Annotated in this window: 19 protein-coding genes; 12 read left to right on the top strand and 7 right to left on the bottom strand. The window is 40.2% G+C overall.

Features of this window, described 5'->3' with window-relative positions; translation table 11 throughout:
- Positions 1–4: 4 nt before the first annotated feature.
- On the bottom strand, positions 5–589 hold the full coding sequence (gene pth, locus ABJV04_RS16555; RefSeq protein WP_348492693.1) for an aminoacyl-tRNA hydrolase: 585 nt from the start codon (positions 587–589) through the stop codon (positions 5–7).
- A gap of 5 nt (positions 590–594) precedes the next feature.
- Complete coding sequence (locus tag ABJV04_RS16550) at positions 595–1,242, bottom strand: 50S ribosomal protein L25/general stress protein Ctc (protein ID WP_348492692.1); 648 nt, start codon at positions 1,240–1,242, stop codon at positions 595–597.
- A gap of 233 nt (positions 1,243–1,475) precedes the next feature.
- Between ABJV04_RS16550 and ABJV04_RS16545 the strand changes: the two genes are divergently transcribed.
- Positions 1,476–2,852 carry an amidohydrolase family protein gene (locus ABJV04_RS16545; protein WP_348492691.1) on the top strand — a complete coding sequence of 459 codons (1,377 nt, stop codon included), beginning with the start codon at positions 1,476–1,478 and terminating at the stop codon, positions 2,850–2,852.
- A 79-nt stretch (positions 2,853–2,931) separates the two neighbouring features.
- On the opposite strand, the gene ABJV04_RS16540 is transcribed toward ABJV04_RS16545, so the two are convergent.
- From ABJV04_RS16540 to lolB, 4 genes are all read right to left on the bottom strand, one after another.
- Entirely contained in the window at positions 2,932–3,339 is a 408-nt protein-coding gene (locus ABJV04_RS16540; protein ID WP_348492690.1) for a hypothetical protein, read from the bottom strand.
- Between the two features lie 147 nt (positions 3,340–3,486).
- Positions 3,487–4,434, bottom strand: a complete 948-nt coding sequence (locus ABJV04_RS16535) for a ribose-phosphate pyrophosphokinase (RefSeq protein WP_303477011.1) — start codon at positions 4,432–4,434, stop codon at positions 3,487–3,489.
- 105 nt (positions 4,435–4,539) lie between these two features.
- Positions 4,540–5,412 carry a 4-(cytidine 5'-diphospho)-2-C-methyl-D-erythritol kinase gene (gene ispE, locus ABJV04_RS16530; protein WP_348492689.1) on the bottom strand — a complete coding sequence of 291 codons (873 nt, stop codon included), beginning with the start codon at positions 5,410–5,412 and terminating at the stop codon, positions 4,540–4,542.
- Positions 5,412–6,017, bottom strand: coding sequence for a lipoprotein insertase outer membrane protein LolB (gene lolB / locus ABJV04_RS16525; protein ID WP_348492688.1), 606 nt, complete (start codon positions 6,015–6,017; stop codon positions 5,412–5,414). Before lolB ends, ispE begins: the two co-directional genes overlap by 1 nt.
- 188 nt (positions 6,018–6,205) lie before the next feature.
- Between lolB and hemA the strand changes: the two genes are divergently transcribed.
- The 7 genes from hemA to kdsA all read left to right on the top strand — a co-directional run bounded on the left by hemA (position 6,206) and on the right by kdsA (position 13,943).
- A complete protein-coding gene (gene hemA / locus ABJV04_RS16520) occupies positions 6,206–7,468 on the top strand; it encodes a glutamyl-tRNA reductase (protein WP_348492687.1) in 1,263 nt (420 codons plus the stop codon).
- 11 nt (positions 7,469–7,479) lie between these two features.
- The gene (gene prfA / locus ABJV04_RS16515) at positions 7,480–8,568 is read left to right on the top strand and encodes a peptide chain release factor 1 (RefSeq protein WP_348492686.1); all 1,089 of its coding nucleotides are present in this window, start codon (positions 7,480–7,482) and stop codon (positions 8,566–8,568) included.
- Complete coding sequence (gene prmC, locus ABJV04_RS16510; protein WP_348492685.1) at positions 8,558–9,418, top strand: peptide chain release factor N(5)-glutamine methyltransferase; 861 nt, start codon at positions 8,558–8,560, stop codon at positions 9,416–9,418. The genes prfA and prmC overlap by 11 nt, the downstream gene beginning before the upstream one ends.
- Positions 9,419–9,873: 455 nt before the next feature.
- Complete coding sequence (locus ABJV04_RS16505) at positions 9,874–11,427, top strand: DUF3369 domain-containing protein (RefSeq protein WP_348492684.1); 1,554 nt, start codon at positions 9,874–9,876, stop codon at positions 11,425–11,427.
- 183 nt (positions 11,428–11,610) lie between these two features.
- Entirely contained in the window at positions 11,611–11,988 is a 378-nt protein-coding gene (locus ABJV04_RS16500) for a SirB2 family protein (RefSeq protein ID WP_348492683.1), read from the top strand.
- Between the two features lie 79 nt (positions 11,989–12,067).
- The gene (locus ABJV04_RS16495) at positions 12,068–12,883 is read left to right on the top strand and encodes a tetratricopeptide repeat protein (protein ID WP_348492682.1); all 816 of its coding nucleotides are present in this window, start codon (positions 12,068–12,070) and stop codon (positions 12,881–12,883) included.
- Positions 12,884–13,091: 208 nt separating this feature from the next.
- Complete coding sequence (gene kdsA, locus ABJV04_RS16490; RefSeq protein WP_348492680.1) at positions 13,092–13,943, top strand: 3-deoxy-8-phosphooctulonate synthase; 852 nt, start codon at positions 13,092–13,094, stop codon at positions 13,941–13,943.
- Between the two features lie 16 nt (positions 13,944–13,959).
- Here the strand turns inward: kdsA and ABJV04_RS16485 are convergent, their stop codons facing one another.
- A complete protein-coding gene (locus ABJV04_RS16485; RefSeq protein WP_348492679.1) occupies positions 13,960–14,238 on the bottom strand; it encodes a hypothetical protein in 279 nt (92 codons plus the stop codon).
- Between the two features lie 232 nt (positions 14,239–14,470).
- On the opposite strand from ABJV04_RS16485, the gene ABJV04_RS16480 reads away from it, so the two are divergent.
- The 4 genes from ABJV04_RS16480 to rlmM are packed head-to-tail and all read left to right on the top strand — an operon-like array spanning position 14,471 to position 17,426.
- Complete coding sequence (locus ABJV04_RS16480; protein ID WP_348492678.1) at positions 14,471–15,376, top strand: transcriptional regulator GcvA; 906 nt, start codon at positions 14,471–14,473, stop codon at positions 15,374–15,376.
- Complete coding sequence (locus ABJV04_RS16475) at positions 15,360–15,995, top strand: alpha/beta family hydrolase (protein WP_348492677.1); 636 nt, start codon at positions 15,360–15,362, stop codon at positions 15,993–15,995. Before ABJV04_RS16480 ends, ABJV04_RS16475 begins: the two co-directional genes overlap by 17 nt.
- Complete coding sequence (locus ABJV04_RS16470) at positions 15,992–16,363, top strand: DUF423 domain-containing protein (RefSeq protein WP_348492676.1); 372 nt, start codon at positions 15,992–15,994, stop codon at positions 16,361–16,363. Before ABJV04_RS16475 ends, ABJV04_RS16470 begins: the two co-directional genes overlap by 4 nt.
- Positions 16,353–17,426, top strand: a complete 1,074-nt coding sequence (gene rlmM, locus ABJV04_RS16465; RefSeq protein ID WP_348492675.1) for a 23S rRNA (cytidine(2498)-2'-O)-methyltransferase RlmM — start codon at positions 16,353–16,355, stop codon at positions 17,424–17,426. The genes ABJV04_RS16470 and rlmM overlap by 11 nt, the downstream gene beginning before the upstream one ends.
- Position 17,427: the final 1 nt, after the last annotated feature.

The raw sequence follows: 17,427 nt of genomic DNA, 5'->3' as shown, positions 1-17,427 counted from the left end.
GCTGTTATTCTACTTTGAATGAGTGAAGGCGATTCATGGCCTTTTTCAAATCATCTTTTAACAAAATTTCGGTACAACGCAATGCTTCATCTATTGCGGCATCGATTTTTTCTTGATCTTGTTGTGACGCTTTTCCTAGCACATGGCCGGTAACTCGAGATTTATCACCAGGATGACCGATACCAATGCGTAGTCTTAAAAAGTCTTTAAAGTTTCCTAGTTTTGATACGATATCTCTGATCCCATTTTGACTGGAACTACCACCTATTTTGAACTTTGCAATACCGGGAGGTAAATCAAGCTCATCAAAAGCAACAAGTATATTCTCAGGGGGGATTCGATAAAACCCGCTTAGGGCGGAAACTGCCTGACCACTTTTGTTCATATAAGTGGTAGGAATAAGTAATCTAATATCCTGTCCAGCACAAGTAATGCGGCCAGTATATCCAAAAAATTTGTTTTCTAATTTGAGTGTGCACCCAAATTGTCTTGCCAATGCTTCTACAAACCATGTACCGGCATTGTGGCGTGTGTTTTTATATTCGGGGCCTGGATTTCCCAGGCCCACAATAAGTTGAATGTCAGACAAGCAACTTATTCCTCAGATGCAGCTTCTTCAGAATCGCCAGCTTCTGATTCTTCTTCGTCTGCACTAGGTCCTTTAGCAGTCTTAATTGTTGCTACAGCTAAGTCATGTGACTCACCTTTAGAAAGTTCAACTAAAACAACACCTTCAGGAAGCACTAGGTCTGACAAGTGAACAGTTTCACCTAGGCCAACAGATTCTAAGTTAACTTCGATGAACTCAGGAAGTACACCAGGTAAACAAGTTACTTCAACATCGTTCATGTGATGTTCTGCGTGACCGCCTTCAGTTTTAATTGATTCAGCTTTGTCTTCGTTGATGAAATGAAGAGGTATATTTGTAGTAACTTCTTTATTTTTATCAACACGCAAGAAATCAATGTGTGTAACTTTAGGCTTGTAAGGGTGACGTTGCATATCTTTTACAAGGGCATCTACTTTCTCACCAGCGATATCAAGAGTAAGAACGTGGCTATAAAAAGCTTCGAATTCTTGAGCTTGAATTACTTTATTGTGTGCTAAAGTAAGAGATACTGGGTCTTTACCAGCACCATAAAGGATAGCAGGAACTTTGTCTTCACGACGTAGGCGGCGGCTCGCACCTTTCCCCAAGTCAGTACGAACTTCTGCATCCAAGTTGAAAATTGCATCAGACATTTTGGAACTCCAAATTAAAAAATTAAATTTTGTTGTTTCTTGCGACCAGAAACAACTTAAATACAAGCATATGCTTGCCACCCATTGAAAACGGGCGCCGAAGTCTACCACTAGAGTGCATACTTAACAAGCATTTGAGGCGTTATTTCAAATACATAGTAAGATTTTGTATCCGTAGCAAATCTAGGGTAGGTTTACCGTTTACATAGGACTAAAAATAGGAAGTAGTTTAAGTGATTTATCTGAAGTCTTTAATAATAATAATATGTGTATGCTTTGCGAATTCTAAGGTTTTTGCCGAACAAACGGCTTTAGTTGGCGGCCGCTTAATTGATGGGTTTGGACACCAGCCCATCGCCAATAGTGTCATCCTAGTTAAAGATGGCATTATTCAAGAAGTTGGCACAGTAGATACCTTGCCGGTACCTAAGGGATATCAAATCGTTTCCACAGAAGGGATGGACGTGTTACCCGGCCTATGGGAGAACCATGCCCATTTGATGCTCAATGGACATTCGGATTATGTGCATTGGGATAAAGCCTATATAAACCGGTTGTCAGATGAAATTATGCCAGCAAGTGCAGTTCAACTATTACTGGCAGGGATCACCAGCGCTAGAGATTTAGGCGCGCCCCTGGAAGATACCATCAGTGTTAAAAAACGTATTGAAGATGGCTCTATTCCAGGACCTAACTTATATGTGTCTGGGCCGTTTTTGCAACATGAAGCCTATCCAGGTACTGATCAGTTTCGCTGGGGCATTGATGGGGTACGAGATGCAAAACGCAAAGTTGATAAGTTGGCTGATGCAGGTATGGATATCATTAAATTAATCGACCAAGACAAAATGGCATTAGAAGAAGCCCAAGCTATTGTTGATCAGGCCCATAAAAGAGGTTTGAAAGTTGTTGCCCATTCTCACCGTCCCAATGAAATTCGACGAGGACTAGAAATTGGTGTTGATAATTTTGAGCATACTGGGCTAACCACTTCACCAGAATACCCAGAAGATATAATAACAATGTTAAAGGAGCGCACTGCAACTGGCCGTGTCGCTGGCGGTCCTTTATTTTGGACACCCACCGTTGAAGGTTTATGGAATTATCCTGCTACCGTTGCCAATCCTGAAAAATTGGACAGCCAATGTTGGAAACGTGGATTAAAAGCAGACACTATTGCTGATATTAAAGGCTCGTTAGAGAATGTTGGTCAATTGGACTACATGCAACTTACCCCGCTGCGTAAGCCCACATTGAAACGCAAAATAAGCCAGTTAAAAGACGCCGGTGTGGTATTTTTGGTTGGAACTGATAGTGGCATTCCAGCTAAATTTCATTGTCAAAGTACTTGGAATGAAATGGCTGTATGGGTAGATGAAATGAATATAAGTGCAATGGATACTATTAGAGCGGCTACTTATTGGCCGGCTGTTATGATGGGTGTCCATGATAAAACCGGAACTGTTTCGGCAGGCAAAGCTGCGGATATTATTGCTGTTCATGGTGATGTTTTGCGCTACATCAACTTATTACAACGAGTGGATTTTGTGATGAAAGGCGGTGTGGTGTATAAATCAGACGGCCATCCGGTGGAGGCCAACTTAAACTAATCTACCTTTACTGTTGATTAAGGTTATCCAGGAGCCCGACTTGTTTCGGGCTCATGTCTTTCTGGCATACACAAAAAACTTATTTAAAGTCTTCTTGGCCAATTTCACTGCGACCTATCTCCGTGGCTTCTACCACTTTTAGAACTTGGCCATACTGCTGAAAGGTTAATACGTCAGTTAATATGTAACCTTTTACTTGCACTATCATGCCATTTTTCAGCATTTCTTTGTTCATACCTCTGGGCATGTATTTTTTACCATCATTTGCGTCTAAACCAAAAAAGCCGCCTTCCATGCCTTTATATACAATAGTGCCGGTAATGGTAAGCATTTCTGGTTCCTCTTGTGACGTTTTACTGGTGTTGGTTTTTTTCAACTCTATATTGGATTGAGCTTCACGTTCGGCAGGGGAGTTGGCATCGGTAGTGTCAGTGCCAGAACAGCCTGCAAAAAAGACTATGGAAAATAGACAAAGTAACCTATTCATTTTTATCCCATCAATATTATTTTGAACAATATACAAATATGTATAACACGATAGTTCGACAATTACATTTTATAAAAGTGCACAAAAAAAGCCGTTGGATTATTAAATCAAACGGCTTTCTTACAATTTTACTGGCGTGTTTAAGGCTTAATATTCAAACATCGCAGAAATTGATTCTTCATTACTTACACGACGAATCGCTTCAGCTAGCATGTTAGACAAGGTTAGTTGTTTAACTCGGCTTAATGCTTTTATATCATCTGCAAGAGGAATACTATCGGTGATGATAATTTCATCAATCACTGAGTTTTGAATATTTTCTACCGCATTTCCAGAGAAAATAGCATGAGTCGCATAGGCGTAAACGTTTCGAGCACCGTGCGCTTTTAATGCCTCAGCAGCCTTACCTAAAGTACCACCGGTATCAATCATGTCATCAACAATGATGCAATCTCGATCATTTACGTCACCAATAATGTGCATCACTTGCGCCACATTAGCTTTAGGACGACGTTTATCAATAATTGCTAAATCGGTGTCATTCAGGAGTTTTGCCATGGCTCTGGCTCGCACTACACCACCAATATCTGGAGACACGACCACTGGATTATGAAAATCACGTTGGCGCATATCGTCTAGTAATATTGGTGTACCAAATGCGTTGTCTACAGGCACATCGAAGAAACCTTGAATTTGTTCTGCGTGCAAGTCGATGGTCAAAACCCGGTCAACGCCTACATTCGATAAGAAATCAGCAACAACCTTAGCGGTAATAGGAACACGTGCCGAACGAACTCGTCGATCTTGACGAGCATAACCAAAATAAGGAATTACAGCAGTGATACGACCCGCAGATGCGCGACGAAGTGCATCGATCATTACGATCAATTCCATTAGGTTATCATTGGTAGGGGCACAGGTAGATTGAATGATAAAAACGTCAGAACCACGTACATTTTCATGTATTTCGACGCTAATTTCACCATCACTGAAGCGGCCCACACTAGCGTGGCCAAGTTTAGTATAAAGTCTATCTGCTACTTTTTGGGCGAGTTCTGGTACTGCATTACCAGCGAAAAGCTTCATGTCCGGCACAAGAAATTTCCTCAGTGCGAAAGTGTTAAGGGTAACCAATGATTACATTGATTCATCGCGTTTCAGGGTTGCCGCGAGCTTAGTCTAGATTGCGTTTGTCAGCAGTTAAGCCGAGGTTAATTGCATTTTAGCTAAATACTCATGTAAGGGTGATGTATTAATACCTTTTGCGACAAACGCCTGACAATCTTCAGGCAAGATACGTTTAACCTGCTCAGCTTGATCGAAAGTGTCAAAAACAGAAAATAAGCATGCTCCTGTCCCTGTCATTCTCGACGGCGCGTATTCTAACAACTGACGTAATAAATTTGCAACTTTAGGATAGCGATCACAGACTAATTTTTGGCAATCATTGCGAGTTTTTGTAAATTCGTAGTCCTGCCACTGTATTTTAGCTGAATTTCGGATTAAATCATCCGCAGCAAATATTTCTGCGGTGGAAACATGACAATTGGGAAAAACAATCAAATAAAAAGGTGAGGGTAGCTCTGTTGGTGTGATTTTTTCACCCACACCTTCTGCAAAGGCGGTTTTGCCATGGATAAAAATGGGTACATCGGCACCTAGGGTCAAGCCAATCTCCGCCAATTCAGATAACGATAATTGTGTATTCCATAGAGCATTAAGCGCCACTAATGTGGTTGCAGCATTAGAAGAGCCGCCTCCAATGCCGCCGCCCATAGGAAGTTTTTTATCCAACCAAATGTTGCATCCTAATGGATTGCCGGAATGTTGCTGCAATTTTTCAGCGGCTTTGTAAACTAAATTATCCTGCTCGGCGACACCATCTAATGGCGTCTTTAAGGAAATAATGCCGTCATCAGTGGTCTCGAACGCCAGTTGGTCACCAATATCCACCAATTGAAATAGGCTTTGTAATAAATGATAACCCTTTTCGTTTTGTCCGGTGATATGTAAAAAAAGGTTCAGTTTTGCAGGGCTGGGCCACCATTGTTTAGGTTTTTCGCTTTGTGTCATTACATTTTCTGCCAAGAAGATATTTTAATTTTAATTTGGTTCGCGATGTTTTGGGTGTTGGTTAGTTGTATAGCGTGGGGTAACCATAACATGTCAACTTTTTTGTAATCTGAATAGGTTAATGTCCAAGGTACACACTTTTTACACTTAGCTTCTAACTGACTCACTAAACCATATTCGTCGTAAATAACATTATCCTTGGCGGTATGCTGGCCTTTTACCCAAAGCCCGAGTTTTTCCACCGGAATATTCCAACCCGTTACCTTTAAAATTAAACTGTTGGGGTCAGAGTCGGTGAAGGTTTGATCGTCAACTTCTAGCTTTGCAAAATTATCATCGCTGCGCATTTTTAAAATGTTGGTGCCAATAAACGTGTTTAATTGCAAATCAAATTGATTTTCATGCTGTTGCCAATTCATATAGGCACTGACTTTTTCTTGTTCACTTTTAAACGCTAAACGGCCTTTGATTTTCCAGTGGGTTAAATCTGAAAGTTGCTGTTGATGGCGTTCACTGTCGATACTTTGATTAATTTTAGTTGATGTGACGCAACCTGATAAAATCAGTAAGAGCAAGCAGGCTGATATGACAAAAATCGGTTTCATGCAAAATGCCAAGTTGAAATTTAGTTGATATTTTATTCGTTTATCAAAGCTTAAGATAAAAAACAGCTAAAATTGAGTTGAAATATTGGTATATATGGGAACACAGAAGCTCGACTACTTTCAATAGTTTTGGCTTTTGCGTACAATGCCGCTCCCAATAATGTTGCACGGTTGACTCGCATTTCTCAATGACACTGATTGCTGTAGGAATTAATCACAAAACTGCCCCCGTTGTTTTACGGGAGAAAGTAGCCTTTCCCGTGGAGTCCATGGTGGAAGCGCTTGCGTCTTTGAGAGAGCAATTAGGAGCTGATGAGTCGGTTATTCTGTCTACCTGTAACCGCACTGAAATTTATGTGTCAACTAAGCACTCTTTAGCTGATAAATTGGTTCAGTGGCTTGCCACATTTCATAATTTAGATACCAATGAACTGATTTGTCACAGTTATATGCTAGAAGAAGATGAGGCAATCCGCCACGTAATGCGCGTCGCCAGTGGTTTAGATTCTTTAGTATTGGGAGAGCCACAAATATTAGGCCAAGTAAAACAAGCCTATATTAATGCCAAGAATTATGGGGCAGTAAATAGCCAATTTGAAAAATTATTTCAACATACATTCTCAGTGGCGAAAAAAGTGCGAACCGAAACTGATATTGGTGCAAATGCTGTCTCGGTTGCCTTTGCAGCAGTACAATTGTCTAAACAGATATTCTCATCTTTATCGAAAACTAAAGTATTGTTAATTGGCGCGGGTGAAACCATTGAGTTAGTTGCTAAGCATCTAACGAATAGCGGTGTGAATACGATAACGGTTGCTAACCGTACTCTAAGTCGCGGAAAAGATTTGGCAGAACAAATCAACGCCAATGTTATTACTCTAGCGCAAATTCCTAATGTATTACATGAAGCCGATATTGTGATCAGTTCCACTGCCAGTACCTTACCCATCATCGGCAAAGGAATGGTGGAAAGTGCATTAAAGGATCGTAAACATAAACCTATTTTTTTCGTAGATCTTGCAGTACCAAGAGATATCGAGACGGAAGTGGCAGATCTGGACGATGCATATTTATATTCGGTCGATGATTTACAACATATTGTCGAGCAGAATTTAGCTAGTCGTCAGCAAGCGGCAGATGAAGCTGAGTTGATTATCCGAGAACAAGCACAAGTATTTAGTAATTGGCAAAACTCGTTACAGTCGATTGATTCTTTGAAGCTATTTCGGCAGCAAAATAATGACGTTAAAGTTAAATTACAACAGCGTGCTTTAGGCCAGTTAGCCGAAGGCAAAGATCCGCAAGAAGTCGTGATAGAATTATCAAATAAGCTGACCAATGCGTTACTTCATGCGCCAACTAAAGCGCTGAGCCGCGCTGCATCAGAACAAGACCAAAACACATTGTCATTGCTTCGGCAAACATTGGGTCTGGATGTCGAAAAAGAATAAACAGGAAAACCATGAAAGATTCAGTAGTCAGTAAATTAGAAACTCTTATCGAACGATTCGAAGAAGTTCAGGCGTTATTAAGTAACGCTGAAATTATTGCGGATCAAAACAAGTTTCGCGCCTTGTCAAAAGAATATTCCCAATTAGAAGGCGTGGTGAAAGCCTTTAAACAGTATCAGCAAGCGCAGGAAGACTTAGAATCTGCGCAAGAAATGATGCAAGAAGATGACGCAGAAATGCGCGAGATGGCACAAGAAGAATTTAAAGAAGCTAAGTCGAAAATTGAAAGCTTAGAAAATGAATTACAGATATTGCTGCTGCCACGAGATCCCAACGACGATAGCAACTGTTTCTTAGAAATTAGAGCCGGTGCCGGTGGTGATGAAGCCGCAATTTTTGCGGGTGATTTATTCAGAATGTATAGCCGCTATGCTGAGACTCAAGGTTGGCGTTTAGAGCTTATCAATGCCAACGAAGGTGAGCACGGTGGTTATAAAGAAGTGGTGGCGAATATTATTGGCGACGGTGTTTACGGCATTATGAAATTTGAGTCAGGCGGACACCGCGTACAGCGGGTACCTGAAACTGAGTCTCAGGGCCGAATTCATACCTCTGCTTGTACCGTAGCTGTGTTACCTGAAATCCCAGAATCAGAAGCCATTGAAATCAACCCAGCTGATTTAAGAGTGGATACCTTTAGAGCATCTGGGGCTGGTGGACAGCACGTCAACAAAACCGATTCTGCTATTCGTTTAACTCACATTCCCACAGGCGTTGTGGTGGAATGTCAGGATGAACGTTCACAGCATAAAAACCGTGCTAAAGCTATGTCGGTATTGCAATCTAGATTGACTCAAATTGAAGAAGATAAACGTGCAGCTGAAGAGGCTTCCACACGCCGAAACTTGGTTGGAAGCGGAGATCGCTCAGAACGTATACGTACCTATAACTTCCCACAAGGACGGGTAACGGATCATCGAATCAATTTAACCTTATATAAATTAGATGATGTCATTGCAGGGGATGTAAATGCGTTGCTAGAACCTATTAGGCAAGAACACCAAGCTGATCTGCTAGCTTCCTTGTCTGATGGCAGCTAATTTAAGTTTGACTGCTGGTTCGAGCATTTCAGAGCTATTGAATTGGGCGTATCAGCACTTATCGGCAGGCGAGAGTCCAAAAACAGACGCTAGATTTTTACTTGCACATTGCCTGGGCCAATCAACTACCTACCTGATGACATGGCCGGACAAAATTGTCGATGAGGATATCCAATCTCATTTTCAAAAATTGGTAACAAAACGCAAAATCGGACATCCTGTGGCTCATTTAATAGGCACACGGGATTTCTGGACATTAAGCCTCGAAGTAACCCCAGATACCCTTATCCCACGACCTGAAACCGAATTACTGGTTGAACAAGCCTTGCAATTACCTTTAGGTCAAACAGCAAAAGTACTGGATTTAGGCACGGGAACAGGCGCAATAGCATTGTCATTAGCTCAAGAAAAGCCTGATTGGCAAGTAACAGGAGTAGATGTTATTGAAAGTGCGGTGGCACTGGCAAAACGTAATGGGATTGCCAATCAGGTACCAGATGTTGAATTTCTGCAAAGTAGTTGGTTTGACAACTTGAATGCAAGAACCTTTGATTTAATAGTAAGCAACCCGCCTTATGTGGAAAGTGACAGCCATTATCTTTTGGAAGGGGATGTGCGATTTGAGCCTGCATCTGCGTTAACTTCCGGCAAGGATGGTTTAGATGATATTAAGATTATCATTGAGCAATCGCTGAAGCATTTAGAAAGCGGAGGATGGTTGATGATTGAACACGGATACAATCAATCAGAAGATCTTGCTAAGCTATTCGCACAATATCAATATACTCATATTTTCCACAAAAAAGACTTGAACGATCAACCGCGTATTAGTGCAGCTCAAAAGCCGTAATCCAATCAGCAATTATAAAACCTTTCGCCTACTTTCTTAATCAATGTTTTGTTTAGTCAAACAATAACGTGGACACCCAATAACCAGGACACCCACCGCATGAATAACATGGACACCCACCGTAATCGGGTAAGTTAATAACCTGGACAGCCATCGTCTTCGGGTAAATTAAAGTTAATAACATAGACACCCATCATTCAATCAGCTCAATAATGTTTGGTAAAGCGTGGGTGTCCATGTTAAAGCGATGTTTGGTAAAGCGTGGGTGTCCATGTTAAAGCGGGTGGGTGTCCATGTTAAAGGGTGATTAATATTGGAAACGAAGTTCTGTCTTTCTTTTGGAGGGAAGTAAACTGCTTGGGGTATTGAGTTGCTTGATTGGATTTCAAATTTCTATGGCTCAGGAAGATTCTAAGTGTTAGATTATCTCGCATAATTTTCTATGGGGTTTTGCTATGTCTGATATGTTTCTGTTTGCTGAAGATACAGATGAAGAAATTGAAGTTCAGAAAGGTGTATGGAAAGTCCTCATAGTTGATGATGAACCTGAAGTTCATGCGGTTACTAGACTTGCGTTGAATGATTTTATTTTTCAGGAAAAAGGACTGAGTTTTATTAGTGCCCATAGCGGTGCTGAAGCCAAAGAACTGTTCCAAAAGCACAATGACATCGCAGTTGTTTTGTTAGATGTTGTTATGGAGACAGATGAGGCCGGATTAGACGTAGCACAATATATTCGCAATGAGCTTCATAACAACTTTACGCGTATTATTTTACGTACCGGTCAACCTGGCCAAGCGCCTGAGCGTGATGTCATTTTAAACTATGATATCAATGACTATAAATCGAAAACTGAATTAACTGCTCAAAAGTTGTTTACCGTCGTCATCGCTTCTCTGCGTTCTTATCGAGATATAATGGTAATCGAAGAAAATCGAAAAGGTTTAGAGAAAATCATCTCTGCCTCTGCAAATTTGTTTACTATCCGTTCTTTAGAAAATTTTATTGAAGGAATTATTCAGCAACTATCTTCGCTACTTGGCGGAACTAAAGATGCGGCCTATATTACCTCTGCCGTTGCTACGCCTAATCCAATTGATACTTTAGAACCTGAAAAGTTTTACCTATTTACTGGGAAAGGTGAATATCAAGGCCAAGAAGGTGCATTGTTAGAGGAGGTCGTCTCCGGAGAGGGGCTCATAGCGTGTAAAAAAGCTATAGAAGAAAAGTCACTTGTTTATGGCGAAGAATATGTGGCGGCATACTGTCAGGGCAAACATACTAACGGGGCGTTATTGTATCTATCTGGGATCCCCAGAAAAATGAATCCCTATGATAAAAAGCTTCTGAGTATATTCAGCGAGAATGTGCAAATTGCCTTTGATAATGTGCTACTTACAAAGGATATTGAAGACTCTCAACGTGAAATAATTGAGCGCTTAGGTACAGCTATAAACAAAGATTTTAGCGTTGGAAAGCGCATTCAGCGGATGGTTGAGATGTGCAAAGTCTTGTCTGTTGAGTATGGTCTTTGTGAAACTCAAATTGAAACTTTTAGTTTGGCATTACCGCTTTATGATGTCGGAAAGTTAAGTGTTCCCAACCATATATTAAGTAAACCAGGCCCTCTTAACGAGCAAGAAAAAGATAGTGCCAAGGAGCACGCACAAATTGGTTATGATTTGTTAAAGGATTCTCGCCGTCAAATTATTCAATCAGCTGCGGAAATTGCACGCGACCACCATGAACACTGGGATGGTAACGGTTACCCTAGAGGTTTAAAAGGCGAAGAAATACACCTTTATAGTCGAATTACCGCTGTTGCCGATGTTTACGATGCTCTACGCAGTAAATTGAACTACAAAGAAGCTTGGTCATTGGATAAAGTTCTCGACACCTTCGCACAAGCGCGTGGTAAACAATTTGAGCCTAAACTGGTTGATATGTTATTTGCCAATATTGATAAATTCGAAACTATCCAGCAACAATACCCTGATCCTGTTCAATAGAGCTCAATCTTAGCAAGGTTAGGGGAAGCAAACTGCAAATACCTAAGCCTAGCTAACACCGTCCACTGGCCCTTCTGTTTGACCAGATACTTACTATAAAGTACTGGTCGCTTTACCTATCTTCCTTTATATTGAGGCTCAAATTTTACCAATTGAAATATAAAAATTAAAAAAGGGCGTTTTATGTACATGATGGCCAAACATCTTCATCTCACAGCTGTGGCACTTAGCATAATTTTGTTTATCTTACGTTTTGTATGGTTACAACGTAACTCCACTTTGTTACATAAAAAATGGGTGAAAATAGTCCCGCACATTGTTGATACTATTTTGCTAGTTTCAGCTATAACATTATGTTTTATAGTACCTTTTAATCCTATTCAACACCCTTGGTTGTGGCAAAAAATAATCTTAGTTATTGCCTACATTGGTTTAGGCTTTTATGTCCTGAAATCTGCCAATTCGACCTTAAAACAATGGGGAGGCTTTTCTCTTGCTATCGCCTGTCTAGCATTGGCAGCTAATTTAGCGGTTAGTAAACAAGCACTTATTGGGCTCTAAAAAATAGGCAACGATTGCGGTTAAGTTTAATTTTTTCAGCCCGATAACAGTACATAATGCAAAGTTGTCTGAGGGTAATGTGAAAGCGCTTAATCATGCTATCAACGAAAATAATTCTTTATTGGCGAGTTTATTGTTAACTCAGCAATTTGAAAATGATATCGATATTTTAAAATATACTGATCAAATTGATATTCTCGCTAAAAAAGTCGCTAACCAGATTGACGTAGAAGCATCTGAGTTGGAAAGGTTTCAGCAACTAATTGATGGCTTTTATACTGAGTTGGCGTTTAGCGGAGATGAAAACGATTTCTTTAATTCTAGATATAGTTTAATTGATAAAGTAATCGACTATCACACAGGGATCCCTGTCACAATATCCATTGTTTTTTCTGCCATCGCTAATCAATTAGGTTTTAACGTGGCTGGGGTGAATTTTCCTGGTCACTTTTTGATCCGTTTCCAAACTCGAGATAAACGATTGCGTTTTATCGACCCACTTAATGGCAATACAATTAAATGGCAAGAGTTAGAGGCTTTATATTTTAGTATTGTTGGGGAAACAGAAGATGAAGAAATGCCTTCTGATGCGCTTAATATTGCCACTACCGAAGAAATTTTGGTGAGGTTGCTACATAATTTGAAAGCCTCCTACATTCGAGAAGAAAACTATCAAATGGCCCTTAGAGCTGTGGAGCTATTGATTGAGTTTTGTCCTGCTGATCCTTATGAGCGCCGTGACCGAGGCTTTTTACTTTATCAGTTAGAATGTCCTCAGGTGGCTAAAGCGGATTATCAATTTTTCATAGAACATTGCCCTCAAGATCCTTCTGCGCAAATATTAAAGCTGCAAATGCGCAATTGGGATAATGCAGTTAATATCATTTTGCATTAGCAATAACGCCGCTTACGAATACCAGATAAGTGATAATTTGCTTAACTTGCCTTGGTTTAAGCAAGTTTGTTCAACTCAAAATCTGCATCCGGTGATAAATCATAAACAGCAGAGACTTTGACGTAACAAATTTACTTTACTCCCCGCTGTAATATTCCTACTATGCCTGTCATTATTATGATGCCTTTAACCGAGAGAGTTAATTTAAGTGAATAATCAACACACTATTTCCGTCGGCAATGTAGATGTTGCTAATGACAAACCTTTTGTTTTGTTTGGTGGTATGAATGTACTTGAGTCCCGTGATTTGGCAATGCGCATTGCTGAACATTACAAAGAGGTAACTACGCGACTAAATATCCCTTACGTATTTAAAGCTTCTTTTGATAAAGCTAATCGTTCATCGGTACATTCTTATCGTGGCCCTGGAATGGAAGAAGGTTTGAAAATTTTTGAAGAAATTAAAAATACCTTTGATGTACCACTTATTACAGATGTTCATGAGCCCCATCAAGCACAACCAGTGGCTGAAATTGTTGATGTTATTCAGTTACCTGCGTTTTTAGCCCGACAAACAGATCTGGTAGTGGCAATGGCACAAACCAACGCCGTCATTAACGTTAAAAAACCTCAGTTTTTAGCTGCCCATGAAATGCGTCACATTATTAACAAATTTTTGGAAGCGGGTAATGACAAAGTTATTTTGTGTGAGCGAGGTTCTTGTTACGGCTATAACAATCTAGTTGTTGACATGCTTGGCATGGATGAAATGAAAGATTATGCTCCAGTAATATTTGATGCCACACATGCTTTACAAAAGCCAGGAGGGCGTTCAGATTCTGCTGATGGTCGTAGAGCTCAAGCGGCTCAATTAGCTCGCAGTGGTATGTCATTGGGTCTTGCTGGATTGTTTATTGAAGCTCACCCTGAACCAAATCAAGCGAAATGTGATGGGCCTTGTGCGTTAAAGCTAGATAAATTAGAACCTTATTTGCAACAAATGAAACAGTTAGACGAGTTAGTCAAAAGCTTTGCACCTTTAGATACTAGCGCTAACTAATAACCTAACGGCGAACTTATTCAGTTAGTTTCGCCGTGTTGTTGATTGCACTTGATGTTTCTTCAATTTCAACTACAAATTGTTGTAGTTCTTTCTTTGCTGCTTTAGATACTACAGAAAGTTGAGAAGCTTCAATTGCATTCAATGGTTGAAGATCATCTAAGTTTTGTTTAAGTAAAGCATCAATGGTAGTGGCTAATGACATACCCATATCAGTGGTATCATTTGCATTGGCAAAACCACAAACACTAGCGTTTAATGCGATTGCGACGGTAATATATTTTAAGTTTTTCATTTTTTCTCTAAATTATTTTCATTTAAAATTATCATTTTTGTCATATTTATTTAACAAAAACACTCAATTAAGTTAATGTTTTATATATATAAAATTTTAACTTGGAGCTATTTTATACAATTAATTAGAAGCTTAAAAATGACATTTAGTATGGATAAGCATTAGAAAAACTAATGAATGTAAGGCGTTTCTGGTTTATCCTTAGGGTAATCCACCAAAAATAAGATTTGTCATGAATCGCAGATTGCCCCCATTGAATGCCTTAAGAGCATTTGAAGCCGCTGCAAGACATTTGAGCTTTACTAAAGCGGCAGATGAACTCTTTGTTACACAAGCAGCAGTTAGTCATCAAATTAAAAGTTTAGAAGAGTTTCTTTCGATCAAATTATTCTTGAGAAAGAATCGTTCCTTGCTGCTCACGGAACAAGGGCAAGGCTATTATCTAGAATTAAAAGAGCTGTTTGAATCATTACACCTAGCCACGGAAAGACTATTAGCGGCAGGGGCTAAAGGTGCTCTGACGGTGGCGATGCCTCCAAGCTTTGCAATTCAATGGTTGGTGCCAAGAGTTAATCAATTTAGTCAGCAGTACCCTGATATAGACGTTCGGATCAAAGCAATAGATTTTGATGATGGTTTCTTGGAGGACGACGTTGATGTGGCCATTTATTATGGTCGTGGTAAATGGTCTGGATTAAAAGTAGACAAATTACATACTGAATATTTGACACCTGTTTGCTCCCCAATGTTGTTTAATGGGACTAAACCATTGGAAAGCTTAAAAGACCTTAAACACCATCGTTTATTGCACGACAGTACCCGCGAAAGCTGGAAGACTTTCATAAGACAATTTCATGTCAACGGCGTGAAAGTAGAACAAGGTCCCATATTCAGCCATACCATGATGGTGCTTCAAGCTGCGGCTCTTGGCCAGGGAATTGCTCTTGCAAATAGTGTGTTAGCCAGACCGGAGTTGGCGTCTGGACGTTTAGTTTGTCCATTCGAGGAACGTTTAGTGAGTAAGAGCAGTTACTATCTGGTTTGTCACGAATCCCAAGCTGAGCTAGGCAAAATTGCAACCTTTAGGCATTGGCTATTGGAGCAGGTAAAAGAGGATCAAGATGAAGCTCTTAATTGATAGCCCCGAAAAGCCATTCGCACGTTTCATTTTTGCCCATGGTGCTGGTGCAAATAAGCACAGTGATTTTATGCAGCAAATTGCTACCTTACTGTGTCAGGGCGGCGTTGAAGTTGTGCGCTTTGATTTTCCATATATGCTGCGAGCAGCTGAAAAAAATAAACGTCAACCACCAGACAGAGCTAATATATTATTGCAAGATTTTACAGAGATAGTAGATGGTGCCGATACAAAGCTACCATTGTTTGTTGGTGGCAAATCTATGGGTGGAAGAATGGCATCAATGCTTGAATCCGAAAGCGAAGGCAAGGGCGTTGAGGCAATAAAAGGTGTCATCTGTTTAGGTTATCCTTTCCATCCGCCGGGTAAACCGGAAAAACTCCGGACTGCGCATTTATATGATGCAAGGTTACCTATACTGATAATTCAGGGAGAACGGGATACATTTGGTAATCGTAGTCAGGTGGAGTCTTACCAACTTCCTAACAATATAGATATTCAATTTTTAGCGGCAGCAGATCATAGTTTTGTACCGCTTAAATCTACTGGAATTGGGCCAGATGAGCATATTCGCTCGGCTGTTCATCGAATGATAAAATTTATGAAGGAACAAATATGAAGTTTTTATTAATGTTTGCTGCTTGTAGCGCAGCACTATCGGTATTGTTAGGCGCATTTGGTGCCCATGCTTTAAAAGATATGTTGACTGAAAGTTCGTTAGGTTACTTCCAAACTGCGGTGCAATATCAAATGATCCACAGTCTAGCCATGATAACGTTTTTAGTTTTTTACGCTTATTGGAAAAATGAATGGCTAATCTGGGGGGCGCGATCCTTTGCTTTCGGGATATTATTTTTCAGCGGTAGCTTATATATTTTGGCAACCACTAATTTAAAGTGGGTCGGTCCCATCACCCCTTTAGGTGGGTTATGTTTTGTGGCTGGTTGGGTGTGTTTACTAGTGGCAGCTTACGAATATGAGAATTAATTCTCTACTGTTTTATTGTCGTGCAGGTTTTGAAGCTGATTTATGTTCTGAGCTGCAAGAAAAATTGAGTCAATTGGGTGTTTACGGTTATCCAAGGTTTACAAAAAAATCTGGATTCGTTCAATTTATTTGCCATCAAGATGGCGATGCTGACAAGGTAATTCAACAACTAGCGGTGAAGGAGCTTGTGTTTGCTCGACAAATGTTTGCCAGTTCAGAGCCTCTTGAATTAACGGATACCTCTGATCGCATATCACCGATACTCGAACAATTGCAGGATCAAAGCATTTTTGGTGAATTGCGGGTTGAACATGCTGATACAACCGATGGCCGAGAACTTTCTAAGTTATGTCGAAAACTATCAGTGCCTTTACGGCAACATCTGCGTAAAAATAATTTGTTGACGGCAAAAGAACAAAGTAACAAACCTTGTTTGTTCGTATTTTTTGTTACAGGTACTGAAGTGATCCTTGGTTACTCGAATCCTAAAAAGCACAGTGCTTATCCCTTGGGTATTTTACGTTTGCGCTTTCCATCATCAGCACCAAGTCGCTCAACCCTCAAATTGGATGAAGCAATTCAGTCGTTCATTCCTAAAGCAGAAATGGCACAGCGATTTGAGCCAGGTATGCATGCCGTTGATTTAGGTGCTTGTCCTGGTGGCTGGACTTATCAATTAGTGCAACGAGGCCTTTTTGTGCAAGCCGTTGATAATGGCGCAATGGACGAAAACTTAATGGAAACAGGGCAAGTTAGCTACTTCCCTGAAGATGGTTTTAAATTTGAGCCAAGAAAAAAAAATGTCCAATGGTTAGTGTGCGATATGATTGAACAGCCCCAACGTGTTGCAAAATTAATGGCCAATTGGTTAGTGAAAGAGTGGTGTAAGGAAGCTATTTTTAATCTAAAGCTACCTATGAAACAAAGATACGAGTCCGTTACCCAGGCAAAACTACTAGTACAAGAGATAATGGCAAAACATGGCGTTAACTATGAGTGGCAAGCAAAACATTTGTATCATGACCGAGAAGAAGTCACGGTTCATATTAAAACCAACTTATGAC

Source organism: Aliiglaciecola sp., assembly GCF_039982535.1.
In the GTDB taxonomy this organism is placed as follows: Bacteria; Pseudomonadota; Gammaproteobacteria; order Enterobacterales; family Alteromonadaceae; genus Aliiglaciecola.
The sequence above is the reverse complement of the archived record's forward strand: the minus strand, read 5'-3'. Positions and strand labels throughout refer to the sequence as shown.

Excerpts from the sequence above, each read along its gene's own strand:
- ABJV04_RS16550 (WP_348492692.1), bottom strand. The coding sequence starts at position 1,242 with ATGTCTGATGCAATTTTCAACTTGGATGCAGAAGTTCGTACTGACTTG.
- ABJV04_RS16540 (WP_348492690.1), bottom strand. The coding sequence starts at position 3,339 with ATGAATAGGTTACTTTGTCTATTTTCCATAGTCTTTTTTGCAGGCTGT.
- ispE (WP_348492689.1), bottom strand. The coding sequence starts at position 5,412 with ATGACACAAAGCGAAAAACCTAAACAATGGTGGCCCAGCCCTGCAAAA.
- lolB (WP_348492688.1), bottom strand. The coding sequence starts at position 6,017 with ATGAAACCGATTTTTGTCATATCAGCCTGCTTGCTCTTACTGATTTTA.
- hemA (WP_348492687.1), top strand. The coding sequence starts at position 6,206 with ATGACACTGATTGCTGTAGGAATTAATCACAAAACTGCCCCCGTTGTT.
- prfA (WP_348492686.1), top strand. The coding sequence starts at position 7,480 with ATGAAAGATTCAGTAGTCAGTAAATTAGAAACTCTTATCGAACGATTC.
- prmC (WP_348492685.1), top strand. The coding sequence starts at position 8,558 with ATGGCAGCTAATTTAAGTTTGACTGCTGGTTCGAGCATTTCAGAGCTA.
- ABJV04_RS16505 (WP_348492684.1), top strand. The coding sequence starts at position 9,874 with ATGTCTGATATGTTTCTGTTTGCTGAAGATACAGATGAAGAAATTGAA.
- ABJV04_RS16500 (WP_348492683.1), top strand. The coding sequence starts at position 11,611 with ATGTACATGATGGCCAAACATCTTCATCTCACAGCTGTGGCACTTAGC.
- ABJV04_RS16485 (WP_348492679.1), bottom strand. The coding sequence starts at position 14,238 with ATGAAAAACTTAAAATATATTACCGTCGCAATCGCATTAAACGCTAGT.
- ABJV04_RS16480 (WP_348492678.1), top strand. The coding sequence starts at position 14,471 with ATGAATCGCAGATTGCCCCCATTGAATGCCTTAAGAGCATTTGAAGCC.
- ABJV04_RS16475 (WP_348492677.1), top strand. The coding sequence starts at position 15,360 with ATGAAGCTCTTAATTGATAGCCCCGAAAAGCCATTCGCACGTTTCATT.
- ABJV04_RS16470 (WP_348492676.1), top strand. The coding sequence starts at position 15,992 with ATGAAGTTTTTATTAATGTTTGCTGCTTGTAGCGCAGCACTATCGGTA.
- rlmM (WP_348492675.1), top strand. The coding sequence starts at position 16,353 with ATGAGAATTAATTCTCTACTGTTTTATTGTCGTGCAGGTTTTGAAGCT.